The sequence below is a fragment of the Pandoraea pneumonica genome (assembly GCF_049918595.1).
Taxonomy (GTDB): Bacteria; Pseudomonadota; Gammaproteobacteria; order Burkholderiales; family Burkholderiaceae; genus Pandoraea; species Pandoraea pneumonica_A.
This window is the reverse complement of sequence record NZ_JBNCRZ010000005.1, coordinates 344,450-357,909: the sequence shown is the minus strand read 5'-3', so window position 1 is coordinate 357,909 and position 13,460 is coordinate 344,450. Positions and strand designations below refer to the sequence as shown.

The following is a 13,460-nucleotide window of genomic DNA, read 5'->3' as shown; positions in this document are numbered from 1 at the left end:
CAGCACCGGGGCGCGACTGCTTCCACTGCGTTTTCCGTCGTCAGCGTGGCAGTGGGGGCGAAGCGACGTACGAGTCCAACAACTCAGAAGTCCGTCGTCATCGACATCAGGAAGGTGCGCGGTGCACCGAGGGTTAAGTAGTTGCTCGACGACACGCTCGACCAATAAGCCTTGTTCGTCACGTTGAGCACGCTCACGCGGAACGTCGTCGGCTTGCCGTAGATTTGCATGGCGTAACGTGCGCCCAAATCGAAGCGGTCCCATGCGGGAATCGACGCGCTGTTCGCGATGTTGGCGTACTCGCGGCCCGTGTGAATCCAGCGGGCGTTGAGCGTGAGGCCCGGCACCCACGGCACGTCGTACTCGGCACCGAGGTTGTACTGGAACGTGGGCACGCCCACCGGACGATTGCCGTTCGTCGATGCGCTCGACTGGTTGAGCAACTCGCCGTCGATGTAAGACACACCGGCGATCACGCGGACGTCTTTCACCGGGCTGCCATAGACCGAGGCTTCGACGCCACGGTGGCGCTCAGACCCATCGGCCACATAGAAGTTGGCTGCGTTGGTGTACGCCGACGGCTTTTCAATCTGATAAAACGCGACCGATGCACCGAAGCGCGCCGTGTCGTATTTCGCGCCGAATTCGTACTGCTTCGAACGGTACGGCGGCAACGACTGACCGTAGTTGTTCGTGCCCTGCGGTGCGGTCGAACCCGCTGCCAAGCCTTCGCTGCGGTTAGCGAAGAACGCCACGTTCTGCCACGGCTTAACCACCAGCCCGAACACCGGCGTGGTGATCGAGTCGTTGTAAGCCAGCGTTTGCACACCGGTGTAGCTGTAGTTATTCACGCCGATCGACTGATGGCGCACACCCACCGTCGCCAGCACACGATCGTTGAAGAAACCCAGCGTGTCGGACACCGCCGCGCTACGCAACAACGTCAACGCCGTGGTCTGCGGATCGTCGAGGTTGCCGCCTTGTAGCGTGGTCTTCGGATACGGCACTTGCGGCGGATTGACGAAATTCGTCGAGAACGCCCCCGCATACGTATAGGCAGACTGCGAATCCAGACGCGTGCCCGACACGCCGGCCGTCACGAAATGCGACACGGGTCCGGTGGCAAAACGCCCGCGCACACCGGCTTCGCCCGAGAGCGCATCTTCCTGGTGCGGCGCGTTCAGACGCGTGGCGGTAATCGTGCTCGGCGAGCCCTTCCATGTCGGGTTCGAGTACTCCCCGTTCTCGTTGGTGTGACGCACACCGCCGGTGACGTACGCTGTCCAGTTCGGCAGGAAGTCGTACTCGGCACGCACGATGCCGACGTTATCTTCGAGCGTCGTGTAGCTCCAAGACTGGGCGTAGTTCGACGTGGCAGCAGGCGGCGGGGGCAGCACGTTGCCCGAGAAGTTGTACAGCGCGCGGCCCGAGCCGATGTGTTCCTTCTGATACAGGAAGTCGGCGGACACACGCACCTTGTCGCCGCGCCAGTCGAGTGCCACGGCCGTGGAGTTCGAGTTCGAATGTTCGCGGTCGACGGAGGTCTCGCCGTCGCGCACCGCCTGGTTCACGCGAATGCCGAACTGCCCCTCACTGCCGAAGCGTCGGCCGACATCCACGTGGCCACCCAGTTCACCCGAGCCGCTGGTGTCGACGGTGACACGGGTGAGCGGTGTGTCTTCCGCACGCTTGAGTTGCAGATTCACGCCCCCACCGATGGACGAACCGCCCGGCGACGCGCCATTCAGAAACGCGTTGGCGCCTTTGAACAATTCCACGCGCTCTAGCGCTTCGGTAGACACCAACTGACGCGGCGTGATGCCGTATAGGCCGTTGAGCGAAATGTCGTCGCCTGCCAGCGTGAAGCCGCGGATCACGAAGGTTTGCGCGAAATTGCCGAAGCCGCGCGACATGCGCACCGACGGGTCGTTATCGAGCACATCGGCGAGCGTGCGAGCTTGCTGGTCCTCGATCATCTTCGACGTGTAGGCGCTCATGCTGAACGGAACGTCGAGATTATTCTGATTGCCCAGCACGCCAAAGCTCATGCCACGCGCGACCTGACCGCCGACGTATGCGGGAGGCGGGTCGTTGGGCGATGCCTCGCGCGCGCCCTGCACCGTGACGGCTGGCAGCGCTACGTCGTTCTGCGTGGTGGACTGTGCGACGGCGTTCGCCGAGAGCACGAACGAACCGAAGGCGATGGCAGCGCACTTCGGCATAGACAAGCGGGAAACTTCGGACATGAGGTACAGCTTGAGAGATACGCCCCGGCGACCACAGCGGCCCGAGACTAGAAGCGTTTCGCCGGTTGCGGATCTCGACCGGCACAAGGCACGGCCGCCGACGACACCGACGTCTTGGCGTGAGCGCTCGCGACAATGCCTTCCCGCGGCAACTCAGTTCGCACGAAGTTTAATGAGAATTATTATTGTTATCAATTACAGAAATGCAACTCATGGGGCCTGTGATTTATGGGAGGTCAGGCAACACGTGCGTTTCGGCCAAAAAGACGGAAACGCTCATCGGAACGTTGAGTTGGATACGCTGGGAACGTACGGCAGAGATGGCGTACGGGGGAGCGCTGTCGGGTGATAAGCGCGAGGAGCAAGCGTCGGGGATTACATGAGCCGTACGTAAACGACAAAGCCCGCCAAACGGCGGGCTTTTGCGCGAGCCAGTCTCGAAACAACAGAGACATGGCATCCGGATTCACGGCTGGGGCGCTGTCGCACGTCATCACAACGATGACGGGAATCGCCCAATGTGACGATCGACCAGCCTGATTGCGCCAGCGACGACCGTGCGTCCGGGGGGACTACTTTAGTACTTAGTAACCGGCGGTTTCGAGCGAGCGGATACGTTGTTCCAGTTCAACGATGTCCTTCGACTCAGCCAGGAACGCTTCACGACGACGGCGTTCAGCAGTTTCAAACCAAGTGTTCACGACTTCAAACAGGGCGGCAAACATGACGTTTCTCCAATTCATTTAGTGTGCTGCATCGCAGCAGTGCTTCGCATTATATAGGGTTTTCCCGTAAAGGGTTAGCCCTGATTTGCGAAAAGCCCACGCATTCTGCTAGAGAAACACTTCGAATACAGTCGATTCCAAATTAATTACTTACAAATCATATAGTTATGATTTTTTCGTCGGCCTGCAAAGTCGTCTGCGACGGCGTGTCGCAGCGGGTGATCAAAAAACAACGGATCAAAAAAAGCGCCGCTGTTGCGGCGCATCATGCTGCGTTTTCCGGTGCTGTGAACCTGCCCGGGAGCGTCTGCCTTACCCTTGCGGGACGTGGCAGGCCTGAGTATCACCGTCCTTACCGGGATTGCTTGCCGGTGCACTGGAGACGGCCTCTGCTGCCGCGGCTTGTTGCACCGGCACGCTCGTCGGACCGGCGTTCGCGGCAGGTGTCGACGGCGTCAACGTCGCCGCAGCAATCCCTTCAAGGATCGGACAATCCGGACGGTCGTCGCCATGGCAGTGCACGGCCAGATGGGAGAGCGTGTCGCGCATGGCGACCAATTCCCCAATACGTTGATTGAGCTCGTCGACGTGCGACTGGGCGAGCGCCTTGACCTGCGCGCTGGATCGGCCGCGGTCCTGCCAAAGTGCGAGCAGTTGGCGTATCTGATCGATGCCAAAACCTAACCGCCGCGACTGCCGAATGAAGCGCAGCAGATGCAGGTCCTGCTCGCCGTAGCGGCGGTAACCAGCGTCGGAGCGCGGGCTAGGGGGCATCAGGCCAATACTCTCGTAGTACCGGATCATCTTGGCCGTAACACCGCTGGCCTGCGCCGCTTGTCCGATGTTCATAGCTGCCTCACTGGGGGGAACGAGGGTTGAACGGCGGGGTGGAAGCACCATTCATCAACGCCTTCTCATCGTCCGACGGCATAAGCCGGGCACTGATAGGCGAGTGATCGGAGATTCTCGACCAGGGGCGGCCATGCAACACCTGCGCCCCTTCGATATCAAAGCCGCGTGAATAGATGCGGTCAAGTCGTAAAAGCGGCAATCCGCTCGGAAAACTACGCGCTGGACGGCCCACACTGTTCTGAAACACTTCAGTCAACGCCAGCTTCTCCGCCAGCAACCGGTCCGCCTGATTGCTCCAGTCGTTGAAGTCACCGGCAATAATCAACGGCGCATCCTTCGGAATCGCATCCGCCACCCGCTCGGCCAACATGTCGAACTGCCGGCGACGCCCGGGCCCAGCCAACGACAAGTGCACACACAGGCAATGCAACGGCTGTCGCAGCCCCGGCACCGCGATTTCACAGTGCAGCATGCCGCGCTTTTCAAAACTATAGGTGGTGATGTCGTGATTGTCCGATCTAACGATCGGATAGCGGCTCAGAATGGCGTTGCCGTGGTGGCCGTGCTCGTACACCACGTTGCGGCCATAGGCGTGATCGTGCCAAATGCCGTTCGCCAGAAACTCATGCTGAGGCTGTACCGGCCAGTTGCTATGGCGCGAGGCATGGCGCTGATGCATACCCTGCACTTCCTGAAGGAAGACGAGATCCGGCGCGAGCCCTTCCAGCCCAGCGCGCAACTCGTGAACCCGCAGTCGATTGAAAGCGGAAAAGCCCTTGTGGATGTTGTAACTCGCGATATGCAGACTATTCATATTCGGCAGCATAGACTCCGTGCCGGAAGACAGACGATATCAACAAGATGATGTCGCTTTCGGCGAATTTCAAGAGGCTTTGAATTCCGGGCGGCGCATCGAGCGTGATCCTCGAATGCGTCGCCCCCGATCGGTTCATTATGCGCCGTTAGGCGTGTGCCCGGGCAAATCGGCCGGTACGGCCCTCCCAGCTTGCCCTGGCGTCCCATTGGCCGCGCGATCGCCACTCGCGCCATTCGCGGCGCCAGCCGGACGCCAGCGGCGCAACAACAACGCATTGCTCACCACGCTCACACTGCTTAGCGCCATCGCGGCACCGGCAATCACCGGGCTGAGCAGTCCGAAGGCCGCCAGCGGGATGCCGATCACGTTGTAAGCGAAGGCCCAGAACAGGTTTTGCCGAATCTTCGACCATGTGCGGCGCGACACGTCGATCGCATCGGCAACACGCAGCGGATCGCCGCGCATGAGCGTAATACCCGCGGTCTGCATGGCGACGTCTGTGCCGGACCCCATGGCGATACCGACATCGGCAGCGGCAAGCGCCGGGGCATCGTTGATACCGTCGCCGACCATGGCTACGACCGCGCCATCGCGCTTGAGTTGCGCAATCACCTCGGCCTTGTGTTCGGGCAGCACGTCGGCGTGCACTTCATCCAGCCCGAGGGCCGCTGCCACCGCGTTGGCGCTACCTGCGTTGTCGCCGGTCACCATGACCGTGCGCACGCCCATCGTTTGCAGTCGCGCCACGGCTTCACGCGCCGATGCTTTGACGGTGTCCCCGAACGCCAGCAACCCCAGCAACGTGGGTGCCCCGACGCCACCGGCGTGAGCAAGCGCACCGGATTCGCCGTTGCCGGCACTGACGCCCTCACCGCCATCCACAAGCCACGACACCGTCCGCCCTTCGCTCGCCAGTCGTGCTGCCTCATGTGCCAGTTCGCCTTGCGACACGTTCAGTTCGTCCAACAAGCGCGAGTTGCCCAGTTGCAGCGCATGCCATGCACCCGATTCGTCGATGCGCGCACGCATGCCTCGTCCCGGCAACGCGGCGATGTCTGTGGCGACCGGCACGTTCGCCGCGAGTCCGGCTTCCTCAGCCGCCGAAATCACCGCCTTCGCCAACGGATGCGAACTGCCCGATTGCACCGCCGCCGTCCAGCGCAACAGCGTTTGCGCGTCGACACCCGGGGCGGGCAAATACGCGACCAGACGCGGCTTGCCCTCCGTCAGCGTGCCGGTCTTGTCGAAGGCAACGACGTTCACACGATGCGCTAGTTCAAGCGCTTCAGCGTCCTTGATCAGAATGCCCTGCCGCGCTGCGGCGCCAGTGCCCACCATGATCGCGGCAGGTGTCGCCAGCCCCAGCGCACACGGACACGCAATCACCAGCACCGCCACCGCATTGAGCATGGCGGCTTCGAAGCCGATGCCGTAGGCCCAGCCACCGAACAGCGTGATCAACGCGATGACCACCACCACGGGCACGAACACCGCCGCCACCCGGTCGACCGCGCGTTGAATCGGCGCCTTGCCCGCCTGCGCGTCTTCGACCATGCGAATGATGCGTGCCAGTGCCGTGTCGGCGCCGATGGCCGTCGTCTCGACACGTAATGTTCCCGAGCCATTGATCGAACCGCCGACGACGGTATCTCCCGTCGTCTTGTCGATCGGCAACGGCTCGCCAGTGAGCAGCGATTCATCGAGCTGGCTGGCGCCATCGCGAATCACACCGTCCACCGGCAAACGTTCGCCAGCACGCACGACCACCCAGTCGCCGACTGCCACCTGAGCAAGCGGCACAGTGACCTCATTGGCTGCGCCCTGCGGATCACGCAACACGCGCGCCGTTTCGGGGCGCAGCGCCGCCAGCGCCCGAATCGCCTCGACAGTACGGCGTTTGGCCCGTGCCTCGAGCCACTTACCCAGCAGCACCAAAGTGATGACGACCGCCGCCGCTTCGAAATACAAATGCGGCATGCTGCCCGCAGGCGCGCGCCACCATTCGTACAAACTCAGGCCATAAGCGGCCGATGTACCGAGCGCCACGAGCAAATCCATATTGCCGCTGCCCGCGCGCACTGCCTTGTAACCCGCACGGTAGAACCGTGCCCCCAGCCAGAACTGCACCGGCGTAGCGAGCAGCCACTGCACCCACGGCGGTGGCATCAAATGCACACCGAACGGTTCGACCAGCATCGGCAACAGCAGCGGCAGCGACAACACCGCTGCCACCGCCACCGGCCACCACGCCGGGCCTTCATGCGAGACGGCTTCGGCTGCCGGATCGGTGACCAGCGTCGCCTCATAGCCCGCCTTCTGGACCGCCGCAATCAACACCGTGCCGTCGACGGCACCGCGTACGCCGCGCACGTTGGCTTTCTCGGTCGCAAGGTTGACGCTCGCTTCGATCACCCCGGGCACCGCACGCAGGGCCTTCTCGACACGCCCCACGCACGACGCACACGTCATGCCGCCAATCGCCAATTCGAACGATTGCCCGGCCACCTCGTAGCCCGCATCGCTCACCGCGCTCTGCACGGCCCCGAGCAATGCCGACGGCGCCACATCCGGGGCGGCCTCCACAGCGGCCGTCTCGGTGGCGAGATTGACCGTGGCGTTGGCCACGCCCGGCACGCGTCGCAATGCCTTCTCGACACGGGTCACACACGAAGCGCAGGTCATACCTTCGATGCCAACCGACCAGTTCTGCGTCATTTGAGTCACTCCATGAGCCTTATCATGTGTCGAAGCATAGACCTTGCCATGACAGGAAGGTCAAGCGCATTGCGCAAGTTCATTCGGAAGGCTCCACCATAGCGCCGCCGGAACCGCGCAGGTTTGGGCCCCGTCTGACGTGCCACACGAATACGCTGAAAAATCGCTTGAGCTTCCCGTTATAGGAAGGTCTATGATCGGTTCACGTCGGAAGGGACACTGAAGTTACGCCCTCCCGGGAACATCCCACCTGTCACTCAAGGAGTTCACCATGCAAGTGCAAGTCGAAGGAATGAGCTGCGGTCACTGCGTCAAAGCTGTCACCCGTGCAATCACCGAGCGCGACGCCGACGCGAAGGTCAACGTGGATCTCGGCGCGGGTCGCGTCGATGTGGATAGCGACCTCTCCCCGGAAGAAGTCACGGCGGCGATCGTCGACGCAGGCTATACGGTCAAGAGCGCCAGCTAAACACGGTAGTTGCCAAACACCGTGAGGCACGCCAGCCTCACGGGCCATCCCTCCCCCTTCCCCGTATTCCCGCACCGCCGTTGCTGCCTCTCCAGCAGAGTAACCGTACCTTGTGCTACGCTTTGTCCCGCTGATGAGGTCGTTGTCACGCTTTGTGGACACGGCACCGTTGGCATACACGTCTTCAGGGCGGGGTGAAAGTCCCCACCGGCGGTATGTGAGAGGAGCAGTTAGCGCTGCCCGCTCATGAGCCCGCGAGCGCTTGCCACCGTTGCTTTCGCAATACCGGCAGGGTCAGCAGATCTGGTGCGAAGCCAGAGCCGACGGTCATAGTCCGGATGAGAGAAGATGCGTCGATACCCGCGCTCCATGGGATGCCATCCCATGGTGACGTCCGTTCGCATGCCCTGAAACGTTTTTCGCCCGATCCATTTACGCGAGGAGCGTTTCATGTCCGTCATTACCCGCAACACCCAAGCCGCATCGCAAGTCTCGCCAGCCGCTGCAAACCACGCGGCCAACGCTGACGACAATCTGCTCGATTACCCCGCTTTCGCCAATTTGCCGCCCGTCGAAGTGCGCCTGGCCGCCTCGCTCGAAGCGATGCGCGAAGGCCGTCCCGTGATTCTCATGGACGATCTTGACCGCGAGAACGAAGCCGATCTGATCATCGCGGCCGAGAAAATCACGCCCGCCACCATGGCCATGCTGATTCGCGAGTGCAGTGGCATCGTCTGCCTGTGCCTGCCCGACGAAACACTGCGCCGCCTCGATCTGCCGCCCATGGTCGATCAGAACCAGAGCCGCTACGGCACCGCATTCACGGTGACGATCGAAGCGCGTCACGGTGTGACCACCGGCGTGTCGGCCGTCGACCGCGTGACGACGATTCGCGCAGCCATCGCCGACGACGCCAAGCCGTCCGATCTGTCGCGTCCCGGCCACGTGTTCCCGCTGCGCGCGCAGCCGGGCGGCGTGCTCACGCGCCGCGGCCATACGGAAGGCTCGGTCGATCTGGCGATCCTCGCCGGTCTGAAGCCCGCCGCCGTGCTGTGCGAACTCATGAACCCCGATGGCACGATGACGCGCGGCGCCGATATCGAGCGCTTCGCCGAGTTGCACAACCTGCCGATTCTCACGATCGACGAACTGGCAACCTACCGCCGCGATCAGGCGCAAGCGGCATAAGGGGCATAACCTGCGTCGACATTTCCCTCTAACGCGGTGATACACGGTCATGCGAAAGCGCTTCTATAATCGCCTGACATACCTATCATCATAAAAGTTACGAGGAAGACGTCATGACGCAGAGTGCCCCCAACCTCAAATCCGTCAAACCCGACGCCGCGGCGGTACTCGCCCAGTGGGAAGCCGACGAGGCCGCCGTGCGTGCGCGCGTCGAGCGCGATGGCCCCGTGCGTTATGGCGTTGCAACGCCCTCGGATGTGATTGGCTTGTCCGGCAACGAGATTTTCCAGGCGATGTTCGAGGGCAAGCTGCCCATGCCACCGATCAGCGAGACGCTCGGTTTTATCGCCATCGACATTGCCGACGGTCATGCCGTCTTTCAAGGCCGGCCAGCACTGCCGTACTACAACCCGCTCGGCTCGATCCACGGGGGCTGGTTCGCCACGCTGCTCGATTCGTGTGTCGCGTGCGCCATTCACTCGACGCTGCCCGCCGGGCGCAGTTACACCACACTGGAACTCAAAACGAACATGGTGCGTGCGCTCACGCGAGACGTGCCGCTCGTACGCGCCGAAGGCAAAGTGATTCAGGTCGGCCGCCAAGTGGGCATTGCCGAGGGCCGCATCGTCGGACCGGACGGCACGCTTTACGCCCACGCAACGACCACCTGCCTGATCTTCGATTTCCCGCCGCGCAAGGCGTAAGCGCCAACAAGTTTGCCGAAACGAGAAAGCCCGCCGGAGGTCATCCTCCGGCGGGCTTTCTTATTGACATCTCGTCTGCATGCCACGGCGCGAAACCCTTCGCGCCGGGCTAACGTCCTTTAGTGCGACGAGCCGCCGCCGCCATTCGGACCGTTGCCGTGATCCGCTTCGGGTTGATGCTCCAGCGTTTCCTTGAGTGCGATTTGCAGCTTCGCGTGCATGCGTACGAACCAGCTACGCATGACGATCGCCAGCACCACCGTCCCGGCGACGATCAACACGATCATTTCGGTCGACGGCAGAATGCTCGCCGAGAGCGCCGCCACCAGCAGAATCACCCCGACCATGGCCGCAATCGGCAAGATCTCGGCGACCACGCGACGCACTTGCAGCGTGTAGCGCCCCGTCAGACTCGGCGGCACCGACAGCTCGACGAGCAATAGCGAGAGCGACTTGAGCTTGCGATACACCGCGATCAGGAACGGCAGCGACAACACCAGCGCCCCGCCCCACACCACGGCACTTTGCAGGCTCGGGTCACGCACCCACGGCGACATCAGTTCGGCCAGACGGCGGTAGAAAAACGCGCCACCGAGGAAAATCGTCACCACCAGCGCCAGATTGATCGCCACGCTCATCACAATGCGACGCACGATGGCGACGATGGCCGCGCTGTCGCCCGTGAGCTGAATGCTTTGCAGCCACTGCGTGTATTGCCCGAGCACATACGACAGACGCCCCGGCATCACGCGACCCAACCAGCCGGTGAACGGGTCGGCACCACGAATCAGATACGGCGTGAGCAACGTCGTGATGACCGACACGGCCACCGCAATCGGATACAGGAAGTCGCTCGTCACCTTCAGCGACAACCCCAGCGACGCGATGATGAACGAGAACTCACCGATCTGCGACAGGCCCATGCCCACGCGCATCGACGTCCGACCGTCCTGCCCCGACATGAACGCGCCCAACCCGCACGACACGATCTTGCCCACCACCACCGCCACCGTAATCACCAGAATCGGCACGATATACGTAGTGAGCACGTGCGGATCGAGCAGCAGGCCGATGGTCACGAAGAAGATCGCACTGAACATGTCGCGCAGGGGTGCCACCAGCCGCTCGATGGTGTGCAACTCCCGCGCTTCGGCCATGATGGCGCCGATAAGGAACGCGCCGAGCGCCACGCTGTAGCCCATCTGAATGACCAGCAGGCAGAAGCCGAAGCACAGCCCGAGCACCACCACGAGCAACATCTCGTCGCTCTTGAACTTCGCCACGTAACCGAGAATGCGCGGCACGAGCAGAATGCCCACCACCAGCGACACGACCATGAACAGCAGCAACTTGCCGAGCGTGAACGTCGCTTCGCCTGCATCTACCGAGCCGCTGATGGCAATGCCCGAGAGCAGCGCGATCATGCCGATGGCGAGCACGTCTTCCACGATCAGCACACCGAAGATGAGCTGCGCGAAGCGCTCTTTCTTCATGCCGAGTTCGTCGAGCGCCTTCACGATGATGGTAGTCGACGAAATCGCGAGCATGGCCCCGAGGAAGATCGAGTCCATCGAATTCCAGCCAAAGAATCGGCCGATCTCGTAACCGATCCAGAGCATCAGCACGATTTCAGTCAACGCCGCGACGAAGGCGGTCACGCCCACGCGCGCGAGCTTGCGCAAACTGAATTCCAGACCCAGCGAGAACATCAGGAACACGACCCCGAGCTCGGCCAGAATGCCGATCGTCTTCTCGTCATGTATGAGGGCAAACGGCGGCGTGTACGGGCCGATAATCACGCCCGCCACGATATAGCCGAGCACGACCGGTTGCCGGAACCGGTTGAAGATGACCGTCACGATGCCGGCTAGCAGCATGATGACGGCCAGGTCCTGAATGAAGTCGATGGCGTGATGCATCCGATACGTTCTCCCCGCGGCGTGGTACGCCGGTATTGCTGTTTTTGACGACGCCCACGCGCCGCGCTGCAACCCGAAGGCCGCCGCGGCAACACAAGGCGTGATGCTTGATAAAGGTGGGAAGCCGGCTGATCACCCGCCGGCTTGATAGACGTTGCGCTCGGTCACGTTGGCGGATTTTCCGCCGGACCGCCGGTTTGACGCATGCTCCGCCCAGATGCCATGAACCGCGATCCGATCCGCAAAGCACGGTGCAACCCGCGCGCCGACCCAATATACGCGATGGGCGGAGACGCGCGCAACCCAAGATTGACGGGGCTCTTCACAAAAAATTCCCGTCGAATGCCACTTCCGATGAAATTTTTTTACTTGCGTTTTGTCGCGTCGCACTGTGAAATATCACACAAATATCAATCGAATTTCACAGGAGTGCGTTTTCATGAGTTCCCGTTTGTCGTTTGCGGTGCCGCAAGGTGGCGCATCTTCGTCGGTCGACGTGCGTGTCGATTCGTTGATCATCGCTGGCTGGGCCGGGCGCGACCGTGACGCGGTCGAACATCACATTGCCGAGCTGGCGGCGCTCGGCGTGCGCCGTCCGTCGACCACCCCGTGCTTCTATCGACTCGCCCCCGCCCTGCTCTCGCAGGACGACGCCATCGATGTCGTGGGTCAGACCAGCAGCGGCGAAGCCGAGTGCGTGCTGGTGCAAAGCGAGGCCGGTTTGCTTGTGAGCGTGGGGTCCGATCACACCGACCGTGAAGTCGAAGCCTATGGCGTGACCGTGTCGAAACAGGTTTGTGGCAAGCCGGTCGCACGCGCTGCGTGGCGCTTCGCCGACGTGGCCGATCACTGGGATCAACTCGAACTGCGCTCGTGGGTTACCCGTGCAGGCGAGCGTCATCTGTATCAGGAAGGCACGGTCGCGGGCTTGCTCTCGCCGCAGGAATTGATGGCGAAGCTGGGCGCGAACGGCTTGCCTATTGGCGCCGCAATGTTCTGTGGCACACTCGCTGCCATTGGCGGTGTGGCCGGTGGCGAGGCATTCGAGATCGAATTGCGCGACCCGGTCCTCGACCGCACCATCCGGCACCGCTACGCCACGCAGGCGCTGGCCATCGCCGACTGATTTCCCCCGATTCGATGCTCAACCACACGTCCGACGCTTCCCTGTCCCCTGCGGCTGCACCCAACGACGGGCGCAGTCTCACCGAGCGCGCCTACGAGGCGATCAAGCACGACATCATCACCTTGCGCCTGCGCCCGGGCGAAACGCTCAACGAAGCGCAGTTGATGCAGTCGACGGGACTCGGTCGCACCCCCGTGCATCAGGCCATGCACCGTCTGGCGCTCGAAGGCTTGCTGGTGATCCTGCCGCGCAAGGGTGCGATGGTCGCGCCGGTCTCGCTCAACGACGCGCTGGAAATCATCGACGTGCGCATGATCAACGAGACCTACTGCGTCGAACTGGCCGCGCGCGCCGCCACACCGGGCGATCTCGCGGCCATCGAAGCGGTCTTGGCACGTTCGCGCGAAGCCATTGCCGCACGCGATGTTGCGCAGATGATGGCCATCGACCGCGACTTCCATCTGGCGATCTCGCGCGCGTCGCGCAACCAGACGCTGGCCGAATTGCTGCGCGGCCTGCACGAGCGCTCGCTGCGCTTCTGGTTTCTGGCGCTGTCGTCGCCAAGCCATCTGGAAGGCGTGTACGAAGAGCATCTCGAACTGTATGAGGCCTTGGCGGCACACGACGCCGAGCGCGCCCGCCGGGCCATTGCCCGGCATATCGAAGAATTCCGCACCCATATTCTGAAAGCGATCTGAA

10 protein-coding genes, 1 pseudogene and 1 riboswitch are annotated in these 13,460 nt (G+C 62.3%); of the genes and pseudogenes, 5 read left to right on the top strand and 6 right to left on the bottom strand.

Annotated features, from left to right (window positions below):
- Positions 1-83: 83 nt before the first annotated feature.
- The 5 genes and pseudogenes from ACPWR9_RS21730 to ACPWR9_RS21710 form a co-directional block, all read right to left on the bottom strand.
- Positions 84-2,246: a TonB-dependent receptor gene (locus ACPWR9_RS21730; RefSeq protein WP_426300509.1), complete on the bottom strand. Its 2,163-nt coding sequence runs from the start codon at positions 2,244-2,246 to the stop codon at positions 84-86.
- A 584-nt stretch (positions 2,247-2,830) separates the two neighbouring features.
- On the bottom strand, positions 2,831-2,971 hold the full coding sequence (locus ACPWR9_RS21725; protein ID WP_150681448.1) for a DUF3563 family protein: 141 nt from the start codon (positions 2,969-2,971) through the stop codon (positions 2,831-2,833).
- Between the two features lie 450 nt (positions 2,972-3,421).
- A pseudogene (gene cueR / locus ACPWR9_RS21720) lies at positions 3,422-3,820 on the bottom strand (Cu(I)-responsive transcriptional regulator); the annotation flags it as partial.
- Between the two features lie 7 nt (positions 3,821-3,827).
- Positions 3,828-4,637, bottom strand: coding sequence for an endonuclease/exonuclease/phosphatase family protein (locus tag ACPWR9_RS21715; RefSeq protein WP_426300507.1), 810 nt, complete (start codon positions 4,635-4,637; stop codon positions 3,828-3,830).
- Positions 4,638-4,775: 138 nt separating this feature from the next.
- On the bottom strand, positions 4,776-7,355 hold the full coding sequence (locus ACPWR9_RS21710) for a heavy metal translocating P-type ATPase (protein WP_426300505.1): 2,580 nt from the start codon (positions 7,353-7,355) through the stop codon (positions 4,776-4,778).
- A 271-nt stretch (positions 7,356-7,626) separates the two neighbouring features.
- Between ACPWR9_RS21710 and ACPWR9_RS21705 the strand changes: the two genes are divergently transcribed.
- The 3 genes from ACPWR9_RS21705 (at position 7,627) to ACPWR9_RS21695 (ending at position 9,716) form a co-directional block, all read left to right on the top strand.
- Complete coding sequence (locus ACPWR9_RS21705; RefSeq protein ID WP_426300503.1) at positions 7,627-7,824, top strand: heavy-metal-associated domain-containing protein; 198 nt, start codon at positions 7,627-7,629, stop codon at positions 7,822-7,824.
- Between the two features lie 176 nt (positions 7,825-8,000).
- Positions 8,001-8,178, top strand: a riboswitch (FMN riboswitch).
- Between the two features lie 96 nt (positions 8,179-8,274).
- Entirely contained in the window at positions 8,275-9,012 is a 738-nt protein-coding gene (ribB, locus tag ACPWR9_RS21700; protein ID WP_426300501.1) for a 3,4-dihydroxy-2-butanone-4-phosphate synthase, read from the top strand.
- Between the two features lie 113 nt (positions 9,013-9,125).
- Positions 9,126-9,716, top strand: a complete 591-nt coding sequence (locus ACPWR9_RS21695; protein ID WP_426300499.1) for a PaaI family thioesterase — start codon at positions 9,126-9,128, stop codon at positions 9,714-9,716.
- Between the two features lie 119 nt (positions 9,717-9,835).
- On the opposite strand, the gene ACPWR9_RS21690 is transcribed toward ACPWR9_RS21695, so the two are convergent.
- Positions 9,836-11,635, bottom strand: a complete 1,800-nt coding sequence (locus tag ACPWR9_RS21690; protein WP_426300497.1) for a cation:proton antiporter — start codon at positions 11,633-11,635, stop codon at positions 9,836-9,838.
- A gap of 439 nt (positions 11,636-12,074) precedes the next feature.
- Between ACPWR9_RS21690 and ACPWR9_RS21685 the strand changes: the two genes are divergently transcribed.
- Together ACPWR9_RS21685 and ACPWR9_RS21680 are read left to right on the top strand one after the other, a co-directional pair.
- Positions 12,075-12,761 carry a DUF2848 domain-containing protein gene (locus ACPWR9_RS21685; protein WP_426300495.1) on the top strand — a complete coding sequence of 229 codons (687 nt, stop codon included), beginning with the start codon at positions 12,075-12,077 and terminating at the stop codon, positions 12,759-12,761.
- Between the two features lie 14 nt (positions 12,762-12,775).
- Complete coding sequence (locus ACPWR9_RS21680) at positions 12,776-13,459, top strand: GntR family transcriptional regulator (protein ID WP_426300493.1); 684 nt, start codon at positions 12,776-12,778, stop codon at positions 13,457-13,459.
- Position 13,460: the final 1 nt, after the last annotated feature.